The sequence below is a fragment of the Enterobacter sp. 148H3 genome (assembly GCF_034107425.1).
Lineage (GTDB): Bacteria > Pseudomonadota > Gammaproteobacteria > Enterobacterales > Enterobacteriaceae > Enterobacter > Enterobacter vonholyi.
On the sequence record NZ_JAWNEI010000020.1, the window covers coordinates 1 to 24,728 of the forward strand.

Annotated in this window: 29 protein-coding genes; 2 read left to right on the forward strand and 27 right to left on the reverse strand. The window is 50.7% G+C overall.

Going from position 1 to position 24,728, the window contains the following annotated elements; all coding sequences use genetic code 11:
* Positions 1 to 297, forward strand: a 297-nt coding sequence (locus USH94_RS20545) for a hypothetical protein (RefSeq protein ID WP_320731329.1), incomplete at its 5' end; no start/stop codon positions are given.
* Positions 298 to 322: 25 nt separating this feature from the next.
* On the opposite strand, the gene USH94_RS20550 is transcribed toward USH94_RS20545, so the two are convergent.
* Both USH94_RS20550 and USH94_RS20555 read right to left on the reverse strand, forming a co-directional pair.
* Positions 323 to 1,591, reverse strand: coding sequence for a Y-family DNA polymerase (locus USH94_RS20550; protein WP_111965048.1), 1,269 nt, complete (start codon positions 1,589 to 1,591; stop codon positions 323 to 325).
* 2 nt (positions 1,592 to 1,593) lie between these two features.
* Positions 1,594 to 2,013 carry a translesion error-prone DNA polymerase V autoproteolytic subunit gene (locus USH94_RS20555; RefSeq protein WP_039262733.1) on the reverse strand — a complete coding sequence of 140 codons (420 nt, stop codon included), beginning with the start codon at positions 2,011 to 2,013 and terminating at the stop codon, positions 1,594 to 1,596.
* A gap of 355 nt (positions 2,014 to 2,368) precedes the next feature.
* On the opposite strand from USH94_RS20555, the gene USH94_RS20560 reads away from it, so the two are divergent.
* The gene (locus tag USH94_RS20560) at positions 2,369 to 2,902 is read left to right on the forward strand and encodes a DUF2778 domain-containing protein (RefSeq protein WP_146749039.1); all 534 of its coding nucleotides are present in this window, start codon (positions 2,369 to 2,371) and stop codon (positions 2,900 to 2,902) included.
* Between the two features lie 286 nt (positions 2,903 to 3,188).
* On the opposite strand, the gene USH94_RS20565 is transcribed toward USH94_RS20560, so the two are convergent.
* The 25 genes from USH94_RS20565 to USH94_RS20685 all read right to left on the reverse strand — a co-directional run bounded on the left by USH94_RS20565 (position 3,189) and on the right by USH94_RS20685 (position 24,727).
* A complete protein-coding gene (locus tag USH94_RS20565; RefSeq protein ID WP_111965046.1) occupies positions 3,189 to 4,460 on the reverse strand; it encodes a tail fiber domain-containing protein in 1,272 nt (423 codons plus the stop codon).
* A gap of 55 nt (positions 4,461 to 4,515) precedes the next feature.
* Positions 4,516 to 4,755 carry a phage exclusion lipoprotein Cor gene (gene cor / locus USH94_RS20570; protein WP_111965045.1) on the reverse strand — a complete coding sequence of 80 codons (240 nt, stop codon included), beginning with the start codon at positions 4,753 to 4,755 and terminating at the stop codon, positions 4,516 to 4,518.
* A 108-nt stretch (positions 4,756 to 4,863) separates the two neighbouring features.
* On the reverse strand, positions 4,864 to 5,538 hold the full coding sequence (locus USH94_RS20575) for a hypothetical protein (RefSeq protein ID WP_111965044.1): 675 nt from the start codon (positions 5,536 to 5,538) through the stop codon (positions 4,864 to 4,866).
* Positions 5,538 to 5,840: a hypothetical protein gene (locus tag USH94_RS20580; protein WP_100170069.1), complete on the reverse strand. Its 303-nt coding sequence runs from the start codon at positions 5,838 to 5,840 to the stop codon at positions 5,538 to 5,540. The genes USH94_RS20575 and USH94_RS20580 overlap by 1 nt, the downstream gene beginning before the upstream one ends.
* Positions 5,840 to 9,025: a host specificity protein J gene (locus USH94_RS20585; protein ID WP_111965043.1), complete on the reverse strand. Its 3,186-nt coding sequence runs from the start codon at positions 9,023 to 9,025 to the stop codon at positions 5,840 to 5,842. The genes USH94_RS20580 and USH94_RS20585 overlap by 1 nt, the downstream gene beginning before the upstream one ends.
* Positions 9,026 to 9,078: 53 nt before the next feature.
* A complete protein-coding gene (locus tag USH94_RS20590) occupies positions 9,079 to 9,813 on the reverse strand; it encodes a YnfC family lipoprotein (protein WP_258525047.1) in 735 nt (244 codons plus the stop codon).
* A 35-nt stretch (positions 9,814 to 9,848) separates the two neighbouring features.
* On the reverse strand, positions 9,849 to 10,451 hold the full coding sequence (locus tag USH94_RS20595) for a tail assembly protein (protein ID WP_111965041.1): 603 nt from the start codon (positions 10,449 to 10,451) through the stop codon (positions 9,849 to 9,851).
* Positions 10,452 to 10,545: 94 nt separating this feature from the next.
* A complete protein-coding gene (locus tag USH94_RS20600; RefSeq protein WP_111965040.1) occupies positions 10,546 to 11,157 on the reverse strand; it encodes a hypothetical protein in 612 nt (203 codons plus the stop codon).
* A 36-nt stretch (positions 11,158 to 11,193) separates the two neighbouring features.
* Positions 11,194 to 11,907 carry a C40 family peptidase gene (locus tag USH94_RS20605; RefSeq protein ID WP_111965039.1) on the reverse strand — a complete coding sequence of 238 codons (714 nt, stop codon included), beginning with the start codon at positions 11,905 to 11,907 and terminating at the stop codon, positions 11,194 to 11,196.
* Position 11,908: 1 nt separating this feature from the next.
* Positions 11,909 to 12,664 (reverse strand): phage minor tail protein L, encoded by a 756-nt coding sequence (locus USH94_RS20610; protein WP_111965038.1) that lies wholly within the window; start codon positions 12,662 to 12,664, stop codon positions 11,909 to 11,911.
* Entirely contained in the window at positions 12,661 to 13,008 is a 348-nt protein-coding gene (locus USH94_RS20615; RefSeq protein WP_111965037.1) for a phage tail protein, read from the reverse strand. The genes USH94_RS20610 and USH94_RS20615 overlap by 4 nt, the downstream gene beginning before the upstream one ends.
* A 54-nt stretch (positions 13,009 to 13,062) precedes the next feature.
* Positions 13,063 to 13,866: a DUF6694 family lipoprotein gene (locus USH94_RS20620; RefSeq protein ID WP_073001225.1), complete on the reverse strand. Its 804-nt coding sequence runs from the start codon at positions 13,864 to 13,866 to the stop codon at positions 13,063 to 13,065.
* Between the two features lie 75 nt (positions 13,867 to 13,941).
* Positions 13,942 to 16,854: a phage tail tape measure protein gene (locus USH94_RS20625; protein WP_111965036.1), complete on the reverse strand. Its 2,913-nt coding sequence runs from the start codon at positions 16,852 to 16,854 to the stop codon at positions 13,942 to 13,944.
* Entirely contained in the window at positions 16,851 to 17,270 is a 420-nt protein-coding gene (locus USH94_RS20630; protein WP_320731330.1) for a DUF1799 domain-containing protein, read from the reverse strand. The genes USH94_RS20625 and USH94_RS20630 overlap by 4 nt, the downstream gene beginning before the upstream one ends.
* On the reverse strand, positions 17,162 to 17,473 hold the full coding sequence (locus tag USH94_RS20635; RefSeq protein WP_024907206.1) for a phage tail assembly chaperone: 312 nt from the start codon (positions 17,471 to 17,473) through the stop codon (positions 17,162 to 17,164). The genes USH94_RS20630 and USH94_RS20635 overlap by 109 nt, the downstream gene beginning before the upstream one ends.
* Positions 17,474 to 17,538: 65 nt before the next feature.
* Positions 17,539 to 18,210: a phage tail protein gene (locus tag USH94_RS20640; protein ID WP_111965034.1), complete on the reverse strand. Its 672-nt coding sequence runs from the start codon at positions 18,208 to 18,210 to the stop codon at positions 17,539 to 17,541.
* Positions 18,211 to 18,278: 68 nt separating this feature from the next.
* Positions 18,279 to 18,689, reverse strand: a complete 411-nt coding sequence (locus tag USH94_RS20645) for a DUF4128 domain-containing protein (protein WP_111965033.1) — start codon at positions 18,687 to 18,689, stop codon at positions 18,279 to 18,281.
* Positions 18,686 to 19,270, reverse strand: a complete 585-nt coding sequence (locus tag USH94_RS20650; RefSeq protein WP_111965032.1) for a hypothetical protein — start codon at positions 19,268 to 19,270, stop codon at positions 18,686 to 18,688. The genes USH94_RS20645 and USH94_RS20650 overlap by 4 nt, the downstream gene beginning before the upstream one ends.
* 1 nt (position 19,271) lies before the next feature.
* The gene (locus USH94_RS20655) at positions 19,272 to 19,622 is read right to left on the reverse strand and encodes a hypothetical protein (protein ID WP_111965031.1); all 351 of its coding nucleotides are present in this window, start codon (positions 19,620 to 19,622) and stop codon (positions 19,272 to 19,274) included.
* A gap of 1 nt (position 19,623) precedes the next feature.
* On the reverse strand, positions 19,624 to 20,106 hold the full coding sequence (locus USH94_RS20660) for a DnaT-like ssDNA-binding protein (RefSeq protein WP_111965030.1): 483 nt from the start codon (positions 20,104 to 20,106) through the stop codon (positions 19,624 to 19,626).
* Positions 20,107 to 20,142: 36 nt separating this feature from the next.
* Positions 20,143 to 20,499: an Ig-like domain-containing protein gene (locus USH94_RS20665; protein WP_159427013.1), complete on the reverse strand. Its 357-nt coding sequence runs from the start codon at positions 20,497 to 20,499 to the stop codon at positions 20,143 to 20,145.
* The gene (locus tag USH94_RS20670) at positions 20,424 to 21,377 is read right to left on the reverse strand and encodes a major capsid protein (RefSeq protein WP_111965029.1); all 954 of its coding nucleotides are present in this window, start codon (positions 21,375 to 21,377) and stop codon (positions 20,424 to 20,426) included. The genes USH94_RS20665 and USH94_RS20670 overlap by 76 nt, the downstream gene beginning before the upstream one ends.
* A gap of 11 nt (positions 21,378 to 21,388) precedes the next feature.
* Positions 21,389 to 22,159 (reverse strand): hypothetical protein, encoded by a 771-nt coding sequence (locus USH94_RS20675; RefSeq protein WP_111965028.1) that lies wholly within the window; start codon positions 22,157 to 22,159, stop codon positions 21,389 to 21,391.
* Positions 22,160 to 22,239: 80 nt separating this feature from the next.
* Positions 22,240 to 23,337, reverse strand: coding sequence for a phage minor head protein (locus tag USH94_RS20680; protein ID WP_111965027.1), 1,098 nt, complete (start codon positions 23,335 to 23,337; stop codon positions 22,240 to 22,242).
* Position 23,338: 1 nt separating this feature from the next.
* On the reverse strand, positions 23,339 to 24,727 hold the full coding sequence (locus USH94_RS20685; RefSeq protein ID WP_111965026.1) for a DUF4055 domain-containing protein: 1,389 nt from the start codon (positions 24,725 to 24,727) through the stop codon (positions 23,339 to 23,341).
* Position 24,728: the final 1 nt, after the last annotated feature.

A 24,728-nucleotide genomic window follows, 5' to 3' on the forward strand; every position in this document is an offset into this window, starting at 1 on the left:
ATTCATAGTGACTCATTAACAGAAGGTTTTTCATTTCACAAATTAAACATATTAGAATGCTCAAAAAATAAAATAACGTTCCCAGAATCTGTTGTTTGGGCTTTACTATCCATCGTCATTTTTTGCCCAATTAATAAAAACGAAAGAACTGAACCAAATTATTGGTTAGGGATGTATGAGAATCGTCTTGTTATAAATGATTTTTGGGGAGATGAAAAAACAGCCAAACGCGTTGCAAGTAATTACCCCCTACCGAAAATAACATTAGAAAACTTATCAAATCTCTTAAATAATTAATCATTTTCTAACCTCACCATTACTTTTATCTAACCCTGAGAAGATCCGAATATCTTGTGGTGTAACGAGGAGAAAGCATTTCTCGCTTCATCTGCCACTGCGGCTGAATGCCCTGCCCGGCAAAGTAGAGCGTTCCTCTGCCGTCTCGGGCATTGAGTTGATCCAGAACCTCCATCAACTTGTCGCTTCCGGCTCGCGGCGCGTTTTCATCGAACAGGTTCAACTGGGCCACCCCATGGCTGAAGAAGTCTCCCAGCATGATTCCAGCCTTTTGATAGCGATGGTCGTCCTTCCAGATTTTGTCCAGGCACTTTACCGCGGCGTTGATAATGTCGCGGGAATCTTGGGTTGGGGTGAGAAGCTTCATTGAAGCGCTGTTACCGTAATACGGCTCATTAAGCGCAAATGGTGAGGTTTTCACGAACGCAGAGATAAAGCGGCAGTACTGATGCTCGCCGCGAAGCTTTTCGGCGCCACGCGCCGCATAGCTGCAGATAGCCTGACGCATCTGCTCATAGTCCGTGACGCGCTCTCCGAACGATCGGCTGCAGACGATTTCCTGCTTAGCTGGTGCAAACTCTTCCAGATCAAGGCATGGCTCACCCCGAAGTTCGCGAACCGTTCGCTCCAGCACGACGTTAAAGTGTTTCCTGATAATCCAGGTACTCTGCTCTGACAGGTCTAAAGCTGTTTTAATACCCATCGCATTAAGCTTCTTACTGATTCTGCGACCAACGCCCCAAACATCCTCTACAGGCACGATAGCGAGCAATCGGCGCTGGCGGTCGATATTGGACAGGTCAACTACCCCGCCAGTCTGGCGCTGCCACTTCTTCGCGGCGTGATTGGCCAGCTTAGCGAGCGTTTTTGTCTGCGCAATTCCAACCCCAACCGTCAGGTGCGTACGCTTCAGAACCGTAGCGCGGATCTCCTTGCCGAACTCGGTAAGGTCTCGGCAGTTGCGAACACCTGTCAGGTCGCAAAATGCTTCGTCGATACTGTAAATTTCAACTTTGGGGCTCATTTCTTCGAGTGTTGTCATCACCCGGTTCGACATATCAGCGTAGAGCTCGTAGTTACTGCTGAAGCAAACAACCCCAGCGCGCCGAAATAAGTCCTTTTGCTTGAAGAAAGGCTCCCCCATCGTAATTCCAGCCGCCTTGGCCTCGGCACTGCGTGCGATTACACAGCCATCGTTATTCGAGAGAACGACAACCGGGCGCCCTCTCAGGTCAGGTCTGAATACGGTCTCGCATGATGCGTAGAACGAATTCACATCACAGAGCGCAAACATACTCAGCTCGCCGATTTGACGATGAAAGTAACAACGCCGAAAACGTCCAGCGTATCTTCGCTGCCTACAACAATCGGACTGTAGGCGCTATTCATTGGGATGAGTTGGACTGTCGGGCGTAGCTGCAGGCGTTTAACAGTAAATTCCCCTTCCACCGCGGCGATGACAATGTCACCGTGCTCAGCTGTGCGCGAGCTGTCCACCACCAGCAGATCACCATCGCTGATCCCGGCTTCGATCATTGAATCACCTGCGGCTTTGACGAAATAGGTGGAGCTCGGATGAGCGACAAGTAACTCATTGAGATCGATACGCTGTTCAACGTAATCAGCTGCGGGACTTGGGAAGCCACACTGAACTAAGTCACTGAATAGCGGGAGAGCGATAATTTCTCGCAGTTCTGTTGGCCTAATGAAGTCCATTGCGCACACCTCAAACACTGTTTTTATATACAGTAGTTTTCTTTTTGAGGGTTCGCAATACTGCGGATTCCTTTTGGCTGTACAAAGCTTCACCGCTTCGCTTGTAAGTTTCTATCTCTCTTCGAATTATAACCTTTGTAAATTTTTCGAGTTCGGACTCAGATGCGTATATTTAGACCAACCCTGAGTGCTCTCCGCCAGCAAAAGGCATTGGGCATTACTGGCATCACCGCTACTTACTACCAAACTGGTTGTATAACTAACCTACCTTACACTGAAAAATTAGTAGGTTAACCAGCCGTTTATTATCTATTATCATTCCGGCGAATTGATAATCGAAAACAGGAGTAAGAGCTTGCAGATTTGCATGATGGATTATGGCCGGCTGTCGCCAGATGGGAAAACGCTCAAGCTGGACTGTTATGGTATTGGATCATTTGACGTTCTGTCAGGGATCGAACGATATATCAACAATCCTAACTGCTCAGATATTGAAAAAGCCGCGATTCCACCCGGTACTTACTGGATTGTTGATCGGCCCACTGGTAGTTTCGTTAACCAGGTGAGAGCTGAAATAATTGATCTGGCACACCTGTATAAAAACCATCACTCTGAATGGTTCGGTTTGTACAGTGCGCAAACCATGAGCGATTACGTCTATGTTAACGGTACGAAACGTGGCAGTTTCAGACTCCACCCTCTCAATACTGATGGTTCTGGTGTATCGTGGGGCTGCATCACCCTTTACAGAGCAGCCGATTTCCAGATTCTTCGTAATTCATTACTCAAACGGAAAAAAGTGACTGTACCCGGCGGAAAAGGATTAATGGCATACGGGCGTATTGATGTACGTGGTGTTCCTGACTTCAGTAAATGTGGTGTGAGATGAAAATCATAATATTCGTTACTTTGCTTATTGTCTGTTTTATCCTCATCCCAGATAGCTGGATTAATGATGTTTTCATGCAACATCTTCGGATATCAGGTGATGGAGAAGAGGCCATGAATCACTATGATTTCACAATAATTTTGATTAAATTTTCTCTGTCCGCATTAATAGCGTTCTTGCTGATAAGACTGAAGAAACTTCTGAAGAAATGATATTTGGTCATCAGAATTATCGATGTCGCCGCTGCTTGTTCTTTCGATTGGGCCGCGGCGCTAAATTTCCATGACTAAGAAAATTTTTTCTTATGCTCATCAAGTTCTTTCTGTGTTTTTTCCAACTGCTTAATGCTGTACTGGAGCGCCAGCATCGTATCGAGCAATAACACATTGGTATCAAGTGCTAACGTGCTTGTCTCATCGAAGTAGTTTGGAATCTCCTTGACATACTCTTCATCAATCTCCCGGATGTCCTGGGCGATCACCCCGCGCCGTGTACGCCCTTCCGTGTCATCCTTATAGATAAAAGTACATGGCAGGAATTTTTTAACATTCTCATAGGACTGCAAGCCATCGTTGTATTGAATATCATCCTTTAGCTCTCTGTCCGATATTGCAGATTTTGTGAAAGCATAGGAACCTCCCTGGTTACCGGAGCCGTTGCAGACTAAATCACCTGTAGACATCGAGAATGTCCAGATTCTGGCACCGTAATCACCGTTATTTGCCGCCTGCATCAATACAGTCTGAGGCCATGAAGCATTACCAGTTCCAACAGCGCCAAGGCCCGTAGTTAGCTCAAAGCCAGAGCCATTGTTATATCCGTTTGTATACCCGAAAATTGCACTAACCGCGCTGGAATCGTTGGCTACAACTTGCTTATAACCTGGAGCATTGAGCGCATTAATATACGGTCCGGCAGTGCCATTCTGACTGGTAAGTTTTCCACTGACCGTTACCCCGCTGGAAATAGTCCCGCCGGTCTTACCGTTGATGGTACCAAAGCGCGAATCATCGCCGGCGGCGACCGTTCCCGCCACTGCGCCGACGTCCCTGATTGCGCTGTTTCCTAAACCGAGGTTTGTGCGAGCGCCTGATGCGGTTGTCGATCCGGTACCGCCCTGATTAACAGGTACGGCCCCGCCGCTCTTAGTCGCCATATTGTCAGACAGATATTTCCATGACGGGCCGGTGAAGGTAGTGCCGTCTGGCAGCTTCACTGTGATGTTTCCGGCTGCGCTGTAAACCTGCTGCCAGTTCTGTTTGTCGTAATTCAGTCCACGCAGCGCTTCAGCACTTTGCGCCACTAGCGCAGCAGTGACCATGTTCAGCGCCACGCGCGGGACCGCTGACCAGGCCGCGCCGGATTGAGTAGGCCCGGTAAAGTTGCTTACAAGCGTCAGTTGGGTATTGCTCTCGACTGATTTCACCGGCAGCGTATAAGGAACACCGCCTACAGTAGAGACAATGAAGTCACCTGCGGTGAGTTCTGTTGCGAATGAGGTTCTGGAACCGCCAACAATAGCGGACCCGTTTGTCAGGGTGATGGTACCTGCCGACATAAATGACTCCTGAATTCAGATAATAAAAAACCCGCCGGAGCGGGTTTCGTGTTGTTCATTTTGAACAGGTCGACCTGGTGAAGTTGTTTTTGCTCACCCATCGCCAGTTGAAGGGGTATCCAGCTTTGTATTCAACCTGGTTTGCAACTTGTCGCACACCATATATCTGTACGGTTTGTTCTTGCCCACCTAAAAGGGTCACCGCCTCACACACAGGAAGCTGTTTCTCAAAAATCTTTGCTGAGCAGGCAGAAAGAAGACTGACAATTAGCAAACTGCCGAGTATTTTATTCATTTTTTATCCCTGAGGTAATTCGTACTTTGAAACTTAACCTGACGGGAAAATTAATGAAAATAGATTTAGTAGTTCAATGTCGACTAATTGATCGTTTTAAACGATCAATTAGTCGTATGTTGCAGTATTAATAGCCGTGAGCGTTATTCCTGTTGTAGTGCCGCCAGCAGGTGTTCCCCCCGCAATTTGATTTCCAACAGGCCAGAACCTGGTCGTGCTACCGTTGAAATAGCACCCCGTGCATGCTGTTACGTTGATAATCACTGGCTGCCCACCCTGAGAGGTTTGCCATAACGACGAGCCGAGAATTCCAGGAGCCACAGCATAGGAACCACTTAGAGTGACGTCGAGATTAATTCCCCCTGCGCCTGGAGTTCCCACGGTCACCAGGTCGGTCAATACCCGGCTTTCGTTTGTGAGAACCACTCGCCCGCTGGCGTCCCAGAACGCTATTCCCCACTGTGGCAAAGGCTGAGGAAAGACAGCGAAAACGTACACAGTCAGGGTGAATGTTTTTGAACCAGTATAACCTGCTGGAGTTGATGCGGAGGCGCTTATTACGCTTCCATTTCTGCGAACCCCCAAATATACAGCCTGAGACGGCCCTGACACACGACAGAACGCAATGGCCGGATAAGAGGGGTCGACAGGAATATCTATTGCTGCACTGCCGTTTGTGTTGGAAGCAACTTCAGATCGATTATAGAGACAAAAAGGAGTGGAATATGGCGTCACAAAAGGATTGCCATTGTCCATTAATATATAAGCACCATAATCAGCCATTAAGCTGGCTCCATAAAAACGACAAGTTCACAGGCTGATGAGGGGTAATTACCGATGCCAGCTGTATTAGCAGGCGTCACGGTAATAGTGTTGCCAGTTGCCTCGATATGCCGCCCAACAGAGGTAGTACCTTGATCGAGCGAAACAACAAAGCCAACCTTATAGCCAGGCGGAACAGTAAAACTCCAGGAACCTGAATTTTGTGTGTAAGCGAGTTGAATTCGTCCGACAACAGATACAGGCTTAATACCATAATTGTTCGGATTGCCATTGGCATCCCATGTCTGAATGCCCCACGTCATTAAAATACTCCTGTAAGTTTACCAATCTGTACGCGGAGGACACCGTTCGCATCCCTGATGCTGTCAGTAACGTTCGTGGTCTTTCTTGCGCCCTGCCCATCGCTGCCGTAGTTTTCCCAGGTACCGCTTTTGTCCAATTTCCACCCGGACTGCCCTAGTACGTAATTGTTGGACTGGATGAAGTTGCCAATTTTAGCATTGGTGATCGTGCCATCCTGAATAAACGCTGAGCTGATAAAGACCTGACCATTAACCACTGCGAACGGTGAATACTGGGTATCACCACTGCCACTCATCAGCACGAACTGATTAGCGTTAAAGCCAACACGGGTAACTACCGGCTTACCGGCCTCAGCAAGCACGGCAATCGACATCCCGGCGTTGTACATGACACCGTTTATCCTCACGCCTGTTTTGAGGGTGTAGATTGCCGAAGCGCCGGAGGCATCAACAACGGCTGTAAGCTTGTCTTCCAGGGAAGCGGTGACGTTGTCGATCTGCGCCTGCACCTGTGTCGACATTTCGGCCATTGCCCTGTCCACCTCAGCAATAGTCGTTTTCACAACCAGAATATCGGCGCGTACCTCTCCGTATTGCGCCCATTGATGTTCAACTGTTCCGTGGTTGGCCAGCGCGTTCTGCATTGTGGCTTCAAGATTGGTATCAATATCGCTGGTCAGGCGGTCGCCGTCGGCCGAGGTAAGGAAATCGTCTGCAATTTCACCCAGATAATCATCAGCATTATCGTTAGACATCCCCCTAATCCAGTCGGTATATCCGGACTCGTTACCCGTTCTGTCAACCAACTGCGCGCGATACCAGAATTCCTGCCCGGCTTTCAGCCCGAGCTGAGTATATTCAGCTGATGGATAAGGTACGTCCGATAACAGCAACGGATCGGAAAAGTCACTGTTGGTCGTGTACTGGATTTCTGTTTTGAGGGTATCGCCGGTGTTTCCCGGGAACCCCCAGTTCAGACGAATACCCCAGTTAATGCCTGTAGCCATGAAGCCCACTGGCTTGGGCGGATTGCCCACTTTGCCGGTCAACGTCTTCTCATCTGAATATCCCCATCCGGAAGAAATTTCCGCTGCGTTGATAGCGCGCACGCGCACCAGATACCGTCCGGTGTAGATGCCGGAAACGTCAAAGGAAGTGGTGGAGCTGCGAGGCACGTTAACCCAGTTCCCGTCGTTGCGGCGCCACTGCGCCTCATAGGCGATGGCATTTTGTGCCAGATCCCAGCTCACTCGCATGGTTTCGACGCTGATATTCTGCTGAACCACCGAAAACGAGCTGATCGCGATGTTGGCTGGCGGCGACTGGTTACCAGGAGGAATGACACTCACCGGCCGCTGATCAATTACAGCACCCGTATCGATTCGGGCATATTTATCCGGATCGTGATTTGCCCCCGTGATGGTATATGTCCCGTCATTATTATCGGTGACACTAATTACCCTGTACTGCTGCGCGTAGAGTTCATCAGATTCAATTACCCATACAGCTTCGGCCTGAGGAGGTTCACTAAAGGCGGTTGTCACAGTGACCATTTCACCGGACAGGGACTGAATCGTCCGGGATTGGGTAATACCCGACGGCAGGTTTACCATTATCCTGTCACCGGCCTTTGCACTTGGCACCCGATCAAGTTTGAGTACACGACCATTAACCGCGGATAATCGACCGCCTAAATCTCTCCCTGAAAGATTTCGGTCAGAAACAGCAATTATGTAGCCAGGCTGAGGGATATTGCCGTCCAGACCAACGTCGAACGTTACAATCCTATCTTTATTGTTGGTCAGGATCCCCCAGCGCCCTTTTCTGTTAGCCTCAGACTGCCGGGTGCAACCGATGGCGGTGATCTCAAGCTGGTTGAAACCATAGCGCGCCACCAGCGTCTGCTCGAAGACTGGCTCCATTGCATCAGCATAGCCATTTGCCGGATCAGACCAGGATACAAGAGCGTTTGTGTAGCGACTTTTGGTTGTTCTGCTGGAATACACAAATTTGCCGTCAACTACGTTAGCGTGCGTGTAGGTAAAATCGACATCTCTGGGCATGTCTGCAAGGGCAACAATCTGGTCGTCTCCCCAGTACGTCATACCTCGAAAAATGGCGGCAAAGTCTCGGAGGACGGTGTAAGCGTCATTCCGATCCTGAATGTATACGTTGCAGGTGTAACGCGGTTCAGTTCCGCTACCACCCTTACCATCCGGTACCGGTTGATCACAATATTGAGCGACCTGATAAAGCGTCCATTTGTCGATATTGGCTGCCGTTAGCCGATTACCAAGGCCGAAGCGGTCAGTGACCACCAGATCGTAGAATATCCACGCAGGGTTATCCGTCCATGCCCACTTAAATGCGCCCGTCCAGGTGCCGCTGTACATTCGTGTTTCAGGGTCATAGTTATCGGGCACACGAATAACACGCCCGCGGGGCTCGCAGGAAATTTGCGGAATTGAGCCATTGAACTGGCTCGAGTCAAATTCGATGTACAGAAGCGCGGTATTCGGATAACGCAGTTTCGCGTCGATTACTTCCGTAAAGCTTTGCAGCGTCATCGTGTCGCCAATCTTCGCGCAATTGGCATCGGCTGTAATCTTGCGCAGCCTGATGGTCCAGGTGCTGCCCGCCTGAGGTAAATCAATACGGTGGCTGCGTTCATAGCCCGAGGTGGTTTTCCCGGTCACGCTGGTATTTAGCACCGTCTGCCAGGTGCCGCCGTCCGTCTGCAGGTCAATCGCATAATTAACCGAGTAACCGACCAGATCGCCGTCGTCCTCCTGTTTGAAAAGCGAGGGCCATTTTAGACGCAGGCGAACAGCTGAAAGCTGCGTATTGGTGAACGTGCGCGTCCACGCTGTAGAGCTGGAAACTTCGGTACCTACATTGATTTCGTTTTCAGTACCTGGGATCCCTTGAATGTATTTTTGCGCCTGAGTTCCAGAACGAAACTCCCAAGCCACACCGCTGAAGTTCTGTGAACCATCTGAGTTCTCAAGAGCGGTGCCATCGAGATAAATATCGCGCGCAGTGAGGCCACCAGCAAACTCCCCCTCTCCCAGCGCGAGAAGGATTTTTGCCTTGGCTACTGACTGCAGATCGTCTGGCTGTTCTGTAGGAGTTCTTGAGCTTGAACTGCCGCCCTTGCGGCCTTTAATAGCGGTTGCTATAGCCATATTGCGCCCATAAAAAAAGCCACCCGGAGGTGGCTTATTGAAATGTGTTTAATCTAGTAGAATTCAACTTTCGTATTCGCTGTCATTAGTACTGGCTTCGGCACAGGATTCCCTGCGCTCTGCATTGTTACTTTACATATTTCAGGGACAAGCTTTTCACTATAATGACAAGTATTCGTTGCTGTATAACCTTCCGAGTAAACTGATGTGTTTATGATTTTATAATCAAGAGGCTTCCTGTCTTTATCAACATAAGATATTTCGTTTTTAGAGAGAATCTTTCCAGAACCATAAAACTCAGAACGTATCAAATTAGAATTATCATCATAAAAATGCTCAGATATTTTCTTACCCAAATAATAAGTATCTTTAATTAATCCATTCGAGTAAAGACTATATCGCAACTCGTCACCATTTTCATTTTCACTCAAAATATTACATTTTTCATCGAGCTGTATAGAGAAAGGTTTACCATCTCTCTGCCCAACAAGACTTCCATTGCTATTTTTTAGATTTGTTTCATGACCAGACGAAACGTTATCAAGATCTAAGCTTTCGACACAACCATTCTTAGCTAGTCTGATGGCGATTTTATAAGTGACCTTACCATTTTCTTCAACATTAGTATCTAATGATTTGACAGCTCCTTTAACTGGATTGAAATCAAACATAGTAGATAAATTATAGAGGAGAGGTATGTAATGGTTATCAGCTAAAGCCATCCCTGAAAATAAGGAAGTACAAAGGAAAAGAGTAGGTATTTTTTTCATTTTTGAATCTAAGCTCAAGTTACCCCATATTAAGTAAGCCCATTACAGCATGCTTACTGCTGATCTTCAACATAGATACCGGCGGAGATGATCGCGCCACCGATGCGGCGCTTGCCGTAAAGGAGCGGCACAGGATTACCCTGGGCTGTCGTATTGGTTACTCCCCCAAAGGCATAACTGGCCTTGTTGTCTGCCGATTGCTTGCTGGCAAGTCCGGTTGTCTGTGGAGAGAGCATCTGTACGACACCGCCAAGGGCCATCGCAGCGCCAAATTGCATTAGAGGAACGCCGACAGCACCACCGCCAAAGTATGACGCCACAGCACCAACTGCGACCAAAGCCACGCCTAAGATGGTCTGGAAAACTCCACCACGTTTACTCCCGAGGATAACCGGCGCGATACGGATATCAGCGGTACTCTGATCCATAGAGAGTTCATCATCGTTCAGGTTACGCTTTCCACTGAATACAGCGTAAGTAAGCCCGCGCTGCTTACTAGTATTCAGGAAACGCTCAAAACCCGGCACGATCACACACAATGCACGAACGGCTTCTTTAGGCGAAGCAACAGAAAGTTTGAATTCACGACCAAATGTTGAGCCAAGTATTCCATAGAGGCGTATGGTTCTCATCGGCTGACCAGTTAAAAATGTCATACATGCCTCCATAGTCTCTCTTGACTAAGAGAGACTGTTAATGTTGATAGACTTTTTGATGTTTTTAACACGCAATCCAAGAATTCAAATCAACTTACTTATTATTGGCTGACGGATTAGCAACTTCTGGGTGTTTTTTATTGAATTCTATAAAGCTACTTGGGCATTCCTTTGAAAGTAAATAATAATTTACTAAACATGCATCCGCCTTAGCTTCATCGCTCGAATGATACACACCATCTGCCAAAGATAATGTCGGAGCTAAATACCTGGCTTTAATCAACTCTTGCCCCAACGTCAAAGCATCCTTAGAAGTAGCTGCTAAACAAGACGTAAGAGCACCGTCAAATAACGTCTTATTACCTTTGCAATTTAAGGATGCATCTAAGAAGGACTCATGTAAATCGGTGCGCACTTGAATAAATGCAGGATCAGTAATATTTGAACCAGCCAAGATCCCTATCAGACCTAACCCACCTCCGATTGTAGCAATGGCTGAACCATTGGCGAGGTTCAAATCTCCCCATACCAACCATCGCATCAGGAAAAAACTCATTGCTACGGATGTTATCAAATATCCAAACCCAGTCCATAGATTGTGACTGTGCCCGAAGAAACTCAAGCATGCAAGCCCGACCCCAACGACAAATGGAACGCAGACCACGACCATTTTAATATAAAAATTATTCAAGTTGACAAATGCCACATTAATATCCGTTAATGAAGTAAATTGAACTCATTATTATATAAACTTCGATTGATGGCGAAGGATTTTGCTTGTCCTCTCACGCCAATACCCACCATAGGGTACTCGCTGGCTAAGATGTCCATATAGATGATGCAGAAGCATATTCCCCTCCAGTAAGATTCCTGAATGGTTCCACTTATTCGATTCCACCTGCATGATGATCAAATCGCTCGGCATCGGTGATCCACTGAATTCGCGGAAACCGCACTCATACCAGCAATCCTGATAGAAATTGTCCGGATAGCAGTCCTCCCACCACGGATAATCAACACGGTAATCTTTCAATTCGATACCATTTTCCTGCCTGTAATAGCTCATCACCAGTCCCCAACAGTCGTAGTGTCCGAGCACAAACGGGCGCCCGAGCAACGGTAATTCACCGCGGGGAGTAATGGTACGAAAGTCTCCTTCAGGCCAACTGACAATATGCCAGGGCAGCAACGTTGCATCGCATTGAGCCTTGTCCAGTTCGCTTGGTTGGGTCGTCGCGTCGGGGTGGCTATGTACGATTCCCGTTATCGTCCCCCAGTCTTCAGCAGCAGCGTAATCCTCTGGCGCAAGGTGAAACTGTTCCGTTGGTTCGGCAGCCAGATTACGGCATGGGAAATAGCGTTCCACCCGGCTTTTCTGCGCTATCACGCCACAGCATTCGCGGGGATATTCTTTCGCTGCATGCGCCAGGATGTCCTGAATTGTTTTCTGACGCATATTAGCTCCTGATTAAAGATGTTCCCGGAAAACCACCGAAAGGAAGTTCACTGTGTTCACCACACCGAAGCTTGCAGGCGGTGAGCGTGCCGTTGCATTCATCCAATGAGGGATCGCTTACCGGATTGTTGTTTCTGTCGAAGTAAAGCGTGCCGGCATAATCGCACCCATCGCCGGTGCGGTACCTATTCCGGATGCACCATGTGCAAAGGGAATGCAGCTGTCTGGTCGGGATCATCAACCCCTGCAGATCCATCGGGCTGGTAAGAATAAACTCGATACTTTCACCGGGAAGCTCGCTGTTTTTACCGTCGATATAGAAAACCCGCTTCCTCACCTGCAAGGGATCTGCTGTTGGATTTCCATCAGGGAAATTACGCACATCCAAGTAATGCGCAAAAGTGTCATGAATCGTAACTTTGGCCTGCAGCATATCGTCATAGGCCAGACAGAGCGCAGTGATAGAGCTGTCAATGTTGGCAACGGTGAGCGTCGGCTGGGCGCTACTGCCATCGGTTGACGCTTCCAGTCCCTCGAGCTTATATGGCCAGGCACCATACTCTTCGCCCTGCCACCAGATACTCTTCGCCTTTAACTTTGATTCGTCGCCACCAGCAGCCGCAATCTCTTCGTCAGTATGCGGGATGTTATAAGCGTGAAAGCGCAGAACGTCGTCCAGACCAAACGCAGAACCGTCTACCTCAAGAAGACGTATTTTCTCACCCGGTTCGAGACGTTGATAATCTTCAGTAATCATGGTGCGTATGCCTGTTTGAAGGTTGCTTTTATGGTCATCACTTTGCTGGATAGCGGCTGGACTTTAATGGAATCAGCTTCAATCCGGTATAAACCGATTTCGCCGACAGGAGACGTCCAGATAAAGGATTTTGTAATGTGCTTGCGGCAAAACCTCAGCGCATTGAGCATCTCAGTTTTTTTTCCCGTTAAGGTCATCGGCCATGACTGTTTTTCAGGGTTGATGCCTTCACCGGCGATCTGTTCAAAGCCGTCTCCGAAGGATGCAGAACGTGTTGCATAAGTGAACCCCCCTTCCATTCCCGCTTGAATCTGGGTTCGCCAGGTAAATGTTTCGATCGCCACCTTTCCTCCGGGCATAAAAAAACCCGCCGAAGCGGGTTAACTAGATACGTCAGCTCAAAGGTATCTTTTCTTTAAATCTTCAAGCCTGCTGTTTTCTTGCTCTGTAAAGCCAGAAGCATCAAACATCGCTTCTTTATTTGCACCATTTACTCTCGTTACTGTAACTGTGAAGACCGCATCAGCTGGAGCATCAACTTGGCCCCATTCAGAAAACTTATTCGGAGCCAATGCCCAAGTAGCTTCTTCACCCGGTTCAAGCCCGCCAGCAATTTCGTAGTTAAAATCTTTTTCCAGCCATGGAACTGAACGTCCATCGCTGGCTATCACTCCATTGAAGTACACACGGGAAATAGCTTTATCTGTATTGTTTTTCACAACAAGGCGAATAATAGGTTGTGGCTTCCCATACTCTTCAGGTTCCAGGCTAAATCGAGATGATAGAACCTGTACTTTTTTGAGTTCTTCTTTGGCCTTCTCAGAGTCAGCTTTTTTCTGTTCAAGTTCTTTGATTTCCTGAATAGCCTGCTCTTTCTGCTTAAGTTCCCTCTCGGCAGTTACTTGCTGAGCATAAGAGATGATTTCCTCTCCAGTTTTGCCAGACAGGGGCTCGCGCATCTTCTTGCTTAGATCTTCTTTGTCACTTTCTGACGATGCTCGCATCAGATCAGCCATATTAATGTTACTGAACGCTACGACCTTTAAAGCATTATCAAATTCCTCCCGTTTATTTTCCGGAAGTGATTCTCTGACCTTGGCTATAGATGATTTCATTGCGTCATCAGTTGATGAGTCAATTTTAGGTTTATCGCACCCGGCTAATAAGAAGGAAAGAAATAACACACCTACAATTTTTTTCATGTCCCTATTCCATCAGTAAAAATTGAGATTAATCCTATCAGGAATTGGCATAACGGCAAAATCTGCGGAGGCACTTTATCTTGATTTCGTTGCATTCCAGATGAGACCTCCAGGCTGGAGCTGTTTGGCTATACCTGCGCGTACTGACTGATCAATGGTCTGCTTGTAAGCCCGAGAAATGGCGTCACTGTCATCAGAAGCCTGCTGCTGAGTGTTCTGGTTAAGAACGATCACGGACGTTTGAACGGTTACGCCGCCAGTTGCCGAAGATTGCAGCCCATACATCGGGGCTGTGCCAACATAACCGCCGTTTGCATACCCCTGAGCTCCACGCATAAGGGCATAGAGATTGCCGACACCTAATACACTTGTCGCTTCCTTCGTAAAAACAAACTCACCGCCGTGTACCACGCCTTTCGGTTGGTATTTACCGCCATCTCCCGTGTAGCCGCCTCCATCAAAACCGGGGACCAAACCACCACCTGAGAAACCAAAGAACGCGCCGATACCCGTTCCACCAAAGGCTGACTTCATTGCATTAACCAGGGCCAGTTGCGTCAGCATCTGGGCGATGCCCTTCAGGAAGGTAGTCAGGAAGTCTGAGAAGTTAGATTTACCGGTGCTGAAGAAATCAGTCAGGGTGCTGGCCATCCCGGTGAAAGCATTACTGGTAATCGTCTGAACCTGCGAGTAAACATCGGTCGCGCTGTCCTCAAATTCAACCCAGCCCTTTTTCGCACCGGTCAGCCAGTCGCCACGTAACCTGTCCTCTGCATCATAGTAATCATTCGCCGCTTTAAGCTGTTTCTGGTATCCCTCATCATCAAGCGAACCTCCAGCATTCTTCCAGCCAGCGGCAAGCTGACTTTTCGCGAGTTCACGTTGTGCCTGACGGTCACTCATCCCGGAACCGTTCACTAATGCAGCCTGCTTCTCTGCAATCTGAGTGACGTATTTCTGCGAGGTATCCATTCGCTTGTTCAGCTGTTCCTGTGCGGTAATCTGATCACCTAACAGGGCTTTCTGCCGTGCCAACTGAAGCACCTGGTCTTTACTCGCCAGCAGGGATTTCTCCTGCTTTGTAAGTGAACGTGAACGCGAGTCCTCCTCCAGCACCTGAAATTTCGCTTCAGTCGTCCACAGATCTTTGCGCTGCTGGCTGATAGTGTCGTTCAGCCCTTTATGCTGCTGCAGCGCGCGTAACTGTGCCTGAAGCGCCAGCAGCTCGGCCTGGGCAGCATCCGTGCTGCGATCGCCAGCCGATAAAGTGCCCTGCTTTCCGGTTTTCGTCTTTTTGCCAAAAGCAGCAACCTCTTCCCGATCCTTCTGGGTGGTTGCAGTACTTATCTTTCTGGTCGTATCGAGGTATTTACCTGCACTGATATCAGCGGCATCCCAGTCTTTTTTCAACTGAGAGACGCTGTCGCCATAAGCGCTGGCCATTTGTTCGTTATAGTCCTGCCATCCCTGCAAAGTATCCGTTTTCGCCCAGTCGGGAATGAGATTAATCGCAGCCGCGATAGAGGAAGAAATGATCTGGTTCAGCTTCTGGAAAACGATCGCTACGCTGTAATAAATTGCGTTGAATTCCTTCAGTGTGTTTGATGCCAGCTCTGCTACCCACTGACCGATATTCTGCATGGCCTCAGATGCCCAGTCTTTGATATCCAGCCACAGGCGACCAAACGGTGTCAGCGAGTCATAAGCCTGCTCTCCGCGCTCAGCCATTGTGTCGCCAAACAAATCCATGGCCTGTGTAACTGCAGCAGTCTGGTCCTTCTGCTTCACCAGCTCATCGATGTGCTTAAGCTGCGAAACAGTCAGGAAGTTGTATTGTTCGTTTAGACTCTGAAGGGCTTTAACCGGATCCTTTTCAATATCCTGATATGCCTTGGTGATGTCCTGCGCCGACACAATACCGGTTTGAACTGCAAGTGCCGCAGAGCCCGCCGCTTTTTCGAGCTGCTGCTGTGTGAGCGAGCCCATGCTAATCAGTTCAGTCATAAGACTCTGAACGGTTTCTACAGTAGCGCCAGTAGAGGCAGCAATCGACTGAGAGGAAGCCATAACCTGGAGCGCTGACGTGCCTGCAATGTTGCCTGTCCTGATAATGGCCTTGTTAATTTCGTCGTAGGCTGTGAAGTAGTCCGCTCCCGCTTTTGCAGCAATCAGAACAGCACCTGCCAGACCACCAATGGCCACTCGGGCAGGAGTCACCATCGACAACATCGCTTTCAGAGCATTGCCTACACCGCCAAACGAATCGCGCAGCTGGCCGCCCTGCTGAATGGCTACCATATAAACTGGCATACCGGACGCTAATGAAGTTACGATGTCGGTCATTTGCATTGGAAGATAACGCATCGCGTTGCGGTATTGCCCCGCGCTGATCGCTCCTGACTTCCACGCTTCTTCCTGCTCTTTCAGTCTGGCGATCATCGGTGCAGCACGATCGGACACGCCAAGTTGGGCTGCTTTTAGCTCTAACAGTTCTGCGCGCGTTTTCCCGATTGCTGTGACCTGCTCTTCCAGCGAATCGATAAAGGTTTTGCCCGCTGCAGCTGCGCGCTGCGCTGCCTGTGCCTGTTCAATGCGAGCCCGCCCCTCTGCGGTCTCAGACTCCATGACCTGCGCCAGTTTAGCTCGGGTCGTCTCAAGCACGCTGTTGTAGCGAGTAAAGTCTTCATCCCCTACCAGCCCTTTACCGCGAAACTTCGCCAGGCTCTCCTGGATCGTGTCCAGTTCATCCAGCGCCTTGTTGACCGGGCTGATTTTATTCAGCAGGTTCTGCAGCTCCTGGCGCTGTTGCTTCAGGCTTTCACTGTTTTTCTTTTGGTTATCGATACCGGTACGGAACGTACTGTTCAAGTCATCCGCTTTACCTGCCGCGGCGGACGCGGTCTCCTGAAAGCGATCCAGTGCCTGGTTACCACGCTCCAGCTCACTGGTATTTACACGCAGGGAAATCGTGGCGATATCGTTACTCATTCCGCCCTCTCTTTATGCATAATTTTTAGCGCAGCACTTTCCATCACCCGGATATCAGAAAGCGCGGTTGCCTCGTCGTCGACGTGGTGCAGGCGCATCACCCAGGGCAGCACGTTATAATCAAGCCCTAATGCGCCTCCCATACCCGTGCGCCACTGCGTACTGACAGCCTGAAACACCAGGAATGAAGGCCATACATCTGGCCAGACGTCGATGTATTGATCGTCATAGTCATCCGGCGTAAGCCCGTAAGGCGCCAGGTCTGCCGCTGTGGGTTCAGGCGTATAGAACGCAGAGGCAACCGCTATCAGTTTTTTTCGCGCTGCCCCATCAGCTCTCGATAGTAGGTTTCCGGGATGGCCTTCATCGCCGCCGGATAGTTCTCGAGCAGCACCGAAAGGTTTTCCGCGTTGAATGCGTCGGGAAGTGCCCAGCCAGCAATGATTTCCATCAGAAAATCAGTGGCGGTTTTACCTTCGAGTTTTTCGAGGTCAGCCAGTTCTTTAAGTGGCTTGTGGTTGAACGTGAACGTCAGCACGCCATCCTCATCGCCAGCGCGGGGGATCGAGACATTGGCCTTGAATGTAGGTTTGGGCTGAAGGGTGAATTTGGTCGCCATCGATACCTCTTAACGAAAAAAAGCCTCCGTGATGGGAGGCATGGAATAGTGAAAGCTCTGACGGGTCAGGCGGCAGCGTCAGTCAGTTTGTAGAACGTCATCGCCGGTGACTGCAGGTTCAGCACCACACTTACTGTCTCTACCTCGTTAACCGCAGTAGTTGGCGTATCGTCAAAGGACGCCGTGGCCGCCCAGTAACGGTTCTCCTTCGCCTTCGGTACGTACATGTAAGCCGCCACGGTCTCTTCGTCTTCATCCAGCTGGCGCAGCAATGGATATACCGGGAGAGTTGAGTCGTGAGCGATCGAGTAGGTCTGAGAGACAGCGGATTTATAGGTATTCAGGTTGCGCTGGCGATCATCGCTGAGGAACTGAATCTGTGTGGTGTTCTGATCGCCACCAGATTTCGACACCTCAGTAATTTGCGGCAGCTCGGTCCATTCAAGTACCTTGCGGATCGAACCGGTACCGCCACCAGCGGCATATTTGTTTTTGTTGGTGGTATTGATATTGCGAAGAGTTACGGCGCTTTCGGCAATTGCATCAATTTTTGCGATGACGTTATCAACACCGGACCAGTTGCAGTTCACATGAACAATATCACCTACCTTGAGAGCGTCCGCTTCACTCACGGTGATCACCATATTTTCGGCGTTCGTCGCCCCGGTGAAAGTAATGGCCGGGCCGTAGCCCGACGCCAGATAAACATGAGCGCCGTTAGGCAATGCAAAGCCCATAATGGTTTCTCCTTCAGAAACGGGAAAACCGGCTCAAGGCCGGTCAGTTGTGGGACATCAGAGGGGAATCAGCTGGTAATGTCTGCCCGATAATTCAGGCTGACAGGAACGGTGTAGGACACAGGTGTAGGGACGCCGCGGAATATGCCAGGCGCGCTGCTAATCCAGCAGGTAAAGTCTTTGCCTGCAATTTCCTGCCCCTCGGGGAACAAATCCGCCACTCTGCTCGCCAGGGCAACGACGGAGGTACGGCCGGAGCCGGCTGGCGCCACGATATTAATCTGGTACACGCCAGAATAAGTCCGGCAGCGCAAGCCGAGATCGATTGTTCGCGGCGTAACGGGCATATCGTGAACGGCCAGGTACATCTCGTTAGCAGGAGGTGTAAACGGCACGTTCTCCCATGCAACCAAAATGCCCTCGGCATCAGCCCAGGCACCCAGTCTGGCGGCCAGTGCAGATGCAATATCAGGAATCACTTAGTCACCTCCCTGACAGCTTCCTCAAAGAAGCGTTGAAACTCAGCTGCAGTTATGCGGACCATGCCGCCCGGAGCCTGTGTGGAATGCCCCATTTCAAGCGGGTAGGCATAGGGCACGTTGTTGCAGAAATAAATGGCCTTCATCCCGACTTTGAAGAGCGACAGCGTGTAGTTCCCGGCCGCTTTTGTCAGATCACCTGTCTTATCAACCCGGCCTGTCTCGTCAGTCGTTGGCGCATCAAAGGACACCTGCCAGTTACCGCGAAAGCGTCCGCCCGTATACCCCGGCGGTGCTTTGATATCCATCCCATCCACCACCCGGGCTTTTTTCTTCAGTCGCCCGGTTTTGGTCAGGTTATCGGGATTGGCCCGCTGCGCCTCGTTGTGGTCGTAAACAGCGCGATTATAGGAAACGGCTGTCTGGTTAACTTCCCACAACTCCGGGTTGCCCACTGGGGACATCAACACCAGTTGGTTAAGAATTTTGATTCCGACGGCGCGCACCACTGCTTCCTGATTCGTTTTCGCCTTATTAACGAAAGCCGTGATTTCAGCCAGGAAAGCTGCGTTCTCGCCCATGCTAAGCCCTCAGTTGCGCTTTGTAGCAGAGCACCAGCACGGCAGGTTTTGCCGGGTTCGGTTTGACAACACGGTAGGCTGTGCCGTCAATATCAACCACATCGCCGATTTCAATTTCCTGCTCTGACGTAAAAACAATCTGCACGTCGCCGTTAACGATGACCGTTCCATCAATTTCGCCTGGCGCGTATTCGGTCTTCACGCCCACAGCAGTAAAACGGACCGTTTCAGTTTTATGCTCAACGCCGCCGATAACCGCTACCGAGCCTTTACGGGTGACGTTGTACGTCGCGCCGTTCTGCTTGAGCATGCGGGTCGTTCTGGCCTGCATGCGTTGGTAATCAATCGCCATATCAGGCCCTCTCAGCAAATGCATTGATGGCGTAACCACGACCACCAGCGAGGTCACCCAGCAGCGCCATAACGGCAGGATAGGACGGCGTGAAGACTTCACCATCTGCGACCGCATAGGTCATGGTGACAGCACCTTCCACACGTTCAGTTTTCACAGCGGCTTCGCGAACGCTGGAGAGTAAATCGCCGTCGATTGCCTCTACCGCCAGCATGCACTGTGCGGTTATAACCTGCCGTGGAACTTCATCCGGCGGGAAATCATGTTCATCCAGAACGACATTCACGCGTGGCCATGCCAGAGCCTGTCTCGGGTCAGCTTTTGAGCCAACCCAGTCCAGACCGTCCAGGTAATCCATGGCCTTAATCAACAAAGGTGTGAGCTTGTCAGGCAGTTCAATGCCGCGTATTTCCGCAAATGAGGCAAGATCCTCTTCACTGGCGTAGCTGTTGGCATCAGGAGAGGTGATATCGGTATTGACCATCGAATCATCCTGTTTATGGGGCTTTCGCCCCATTCGTTATTCCCCGGAAGGCGCAGTGAAGGTGATCTCTTCAGTGGTTTTCGCCACTCCATCTACAGTACCGGTTACCGTGAAGGTTCCAGCTGCGTCTGATGTGAGTTTCACCGTTGCACCACCAGCTGATCCAGTCTGAGAACTGGCCGTGCTAAGCGTGCCACCTGTGGACGTCCACGCGACGGTTTTACCGGATACACCGGAGCCATTCAGCGTGTACTTTAGAGAAACAGTTACCGCGTCTGTGCTGTCAGCAGTTGCGGAGGTTTTATCCGCTGACAGCGTTACTCCCCCACCGCGGATTCCAGTTTGATCAGCACGCCTGCCGTAGATTTGTTGCTGGTGAAGTGTTTCTTCCAGTTGCCAGCAGTGCCGATGGCGGTCAGGTCAGGGTTATCACCTTTGGCGGTATCCCAGCTGTAGCCCAGCAGATCAACGTTCACCACGCCTTCAGCACGATAGCCAACCGCAAGGTTTTCCTGATCGTTGATATCGTAGGAACGGAAGCCCGGCGCCTGAGACTCGGTGACGGTAACCGCACCAGCCACCAGCCCAAGGATCGCATCAGCGTCCATGGTGTCGGTCACCAGCACAGGTTTACCCAGCGTGCCTGGCTGCCCGCCGTAAACCACCACGCCCGCTTCTTCGTAGATTTTATTGGCGATCGCCTCATCCACGATGTCGAAGTAAGTGGCGGAGTGCATAACGAAGAGCACAACACGGTTGAACTTGTCGCCGTACTTACGCAGGCCGCGCGTCAGGGTCTTCTTACCGTCGGTTTCAATATCGGCGGTAACCACCATGTCAGCGTTGGCGCCAATAGCAGCCGTTAACGCCTTCAGGCCGTATTTCACGTAGCCTTCCAGCGTCGCGTCAGCCACATCAGTGCCGATCACTTCGGAGAACTCGTCAACCGAGCGGCCGCGGCGTTTGAACGCTTCTTCTGTAGTTTCGTATGGACCGTATTTCCACGGCGCCTTAACGGATACCGCTTCACCGGCACCGATTTTTTTACCTGTAACTTTATCGACAGAGTTCACATTGCGCGATTCAATGGAACCACCAACTTTGTAGAAAGCACGCTTACGAAAATCCCCTTCAATCAGCTCGTTATCCAGCAAGATCGCTCCGTTGGAAGAGGCGTTGAAGATTGCGAGGTTATCCTGTCGTCGCTCAAGGAAAGCGGTCTGCGCCAGGTCGTCATAAATGATCAGATCACTATTAACAGTGGTAGACATGGGTTAATCCCTTATTTCGGAAGTTTGAGGAAGGCCTGCTGGCCATGCTTGCGGATGTAGTCCGCTTTGTCGCTGGCGCTCATTTCGGAACGTTTCAGGCTGCCACCACCGTTTGGCTTGTGCCCGCCCGCGCCAGTGCCTTCAGCGCGTGGGAACAGATGCGGAGCCGTCTCCTTAAGAGACTCCGCCCACTCAAGCGGGCTTAGTGGAGTTTTGCCGTCTTTACCGAACAGAACATCGCCATTTGCATCAACTGCTACGGCCTCGCCTTCGTCGTTGAGCTGGAATGTGCCTTTGGCACGCAGAATCAGATCGTCAGATGCTTCCGGCAGCGCACCAGCTTTTGACGCTGCGGCACGGATTGCGTCGCCCAGAACTCGATCCCGGAATTTGTTGGAGAACGCTTCGGCTTTGTCCGCGCGCTCGTTTGCGGCTTTTATCTGCTTATCGACGTCAGCACGCAGACGTTCGGTGCGCTTATCAAGCACCTCATCGATTTTTCCGGCGGCAATCAGCTTTGCCTCTTCGTCGTCGGAAAAACGCTGGAGAATGCCGCCCACAGCGTCTGGATCGATACCTTCAAAGCGGGACAGGTTTTCTTTCTGCTGCTTAATTGTGCCCAGCAGCTCAGAGTTTTTCGATTTCAGGCCAGTGACTTCGTTGGTCACGCGCTCATCTATCAGCTTCTGGATTTCTGGGGTGATTTCGATACCACCGCCACCGCTGCCCTCACCGCCGCTTTCAGGTGCGTAAAATTTCAGAAGCATGTTTCGAATTAACATAATTTCCCCTCGGGATTTTGCCGGGCCTCGCCCATAAAAAAGCCCCGGCGGATGCCAGGGCGTGAAGTAAGATGTGGTTGTTAGTTGTCTGTGCCTGAGAGCTGCTTCAGACGTTCCAGGTTGATCCATTCACCTTTGTCAGTGAACATATCAGCTAGGTAGATTTCACCCGCGCGGAACAAACGGCCACGCTCGGCACCAAGAACCTGATCCTGGCGTTGTGCTGGCTGGCGCGCGAGCCATTCCAGATACGAAGTTTTCCCCGGTACCTGTCCATCCATGCTGGCACGAGTCCCCTCGTCCATCTCGTCGATATCGATGCCGAGTTCGCGCCACGACTTGAGAATCAGGGTTTCAGTAGAACGACAGCAGAAATGAATTTTCCCGGGGCCCTGCAGGTAGGGAACCTTATGCCCGACCGGTTTGTTATCCAGGGTGTAACGCAGCAGGTCACGAATAATGCAGTCGTGGCTGGTTTTATTGTCCAGTGTAGACAGCCACTGTTTGCCTTTCACGATATCGCTGTTGGCACTGGTGAAGCTGTTGCGCGCTGTGGCAGCCAGATGATTTACAGCTGTTTTAGCGATGCTGGCGGCGTTTGCCCTGCTCATCTGCAGCGCCCCGTCGCGATAGTCTTTGTAGGCATGGCCACGAACATTGCGCGCGATAGTTTCTACCGTGTCGCCAGCAAGATACCCCCTGCGGACGGCGTTCACGATACGCGCCAGCCTGTCCGATTCCAGATTCTCCGCCCACTCACTCAGCAGCCGCCCCTGAAAGGGTTGCGCCATCGCCGCGGCATACACCATATCGGCGGTGATGCCCTGCAACGGATAGTGAGACAGGACCTGTGATGGCAGAAGGGAATCGAACAGGCTCAGCTGATAACTGGCTTCGTTCTTTGCCAGCGCCACCAGCTCACTCTCGAGCCCTGCCTGCATGGTGGCTACGGCCTGATGGTTAAGTTCACGCACGCTGCCCAGTAAACTCTGCAGACGGCTAACGGTGAAGCTCTCAGGAGGCAATCTGTCCAGCGCATCCAGTAGACGTGCCGAAAGGTCAGCGTCCGTCTCGTTAAGCAACTTCACCATCCGGTTTGCCACACCGGTGGCGTAGCGGCTTAACCAGACAGAGTGTGCGATCGACTCATCACGCAGGCTTTCGTTAATGGTGGGCATATCAGCCTCCCGTTATCGTGGGTGCCTGATTGCGAAGTGCATCAATAACCTCGTCCGGACTGTCGGCCGGGTCAATGAGGTCAAGCTTCTGCAATGCGCGAATCATATCGCTATCGCGCAGCGCACCGGACTGCCAGGCATTGACGATTGCCGTCACCATGCCCGACTCGGCAACCTTAGCTATGAATTCCTGATTGATGGTGTAACTCGTCGTTTCACCCTTAATGCCAAGGTATTTCGCACACCATCCCAGCGCCAGCGTATAGGCCTCAGAAACGTTTGAGACGCAGATACCGAGCACCGATGTCGAGGAAGTTTGCTCTCCACTCGCCTGCGTTGCCGTCTTCGCCGTTGCGTTCTGCTCAATCAGTCGGGCGCCCAGCTGCACCATGTAATCGCGCTTACTGTCCATGGCCTCTTTAGCCAGCATGTTCGGCTGCGCCTGGGCATAACCAAACGAGCCCTCCCTGGGAAGTAAAAGCGGTGATCGGGAACCAATTTTCACCCCCTTCTTCTCGAGGTGATCGCGCCAGCCGGTATCGAGCCCAGTCATATACGGCTGAACCTGGCCACAGAACCATACGCTGTCTTCATAGTCAGCGCTGTTTCGGTAATGGCCGTGGTTTATCTCCACCAGCGCAGCCAGCGGTGAATCATCAATTGTGGGATCGTTGTTCTGGGCGCCAACGAATGTGAATGGGATTTCATCCCAGTAGTCGTGCCCTTTGGGCTTAGGGTGGTACTCACTGTCAACTGTGTAGGTTCCGCTTGCGGTGCCACCTGCCCGGCGCCATACCCGGCAGATAAACTTCCCTTCCTGCAGCGCCAGCTCGCGGTACTGGATTTCATCCTTGTAAGCGAAACCATCCGGCTCTTCTACGCATTCGCGCAGGACCACCAGCACCAATTGGTCGCGCCCATTAATACGCTTTGTTCGCCAGTTAATGATGTTCTCTGCCGGGTAGCGGAGGATGATCGCCTCATCGGAGGCTTCAGCGTAATCGACATAAAGCCCCTCACGCGCAACTTCCAGCACGTTCTCAGCCACCAGCTGTGACTGCTGATAGATGCTGGTTCCGGCCCCGTCAGCATTGTCCAGCAGGTACTTCAGCTTTTCAGGACCATTAAACGTGGGGTCCTTGCGATACGCCATCCCAAGCATGCCGATCTTCGTATTGCCGGCAATCGCATAGAACACCGCGCGGCTCAGGTAGTCCTCATTGCGCTTGCGATTGCGTGTGGATTTATCGGTTGGATCGAGATAAGGCAGATACTTATTACCCGCCGCTTTTACGGCCTCAGCTCCTTTGCAGAAGTCCCTGTATTTCCGCCAGGCAGCAGAAGCCGCCCGGTGTTCTGGTCGAACCCAGGTGATGTCGTCATTTGCCATA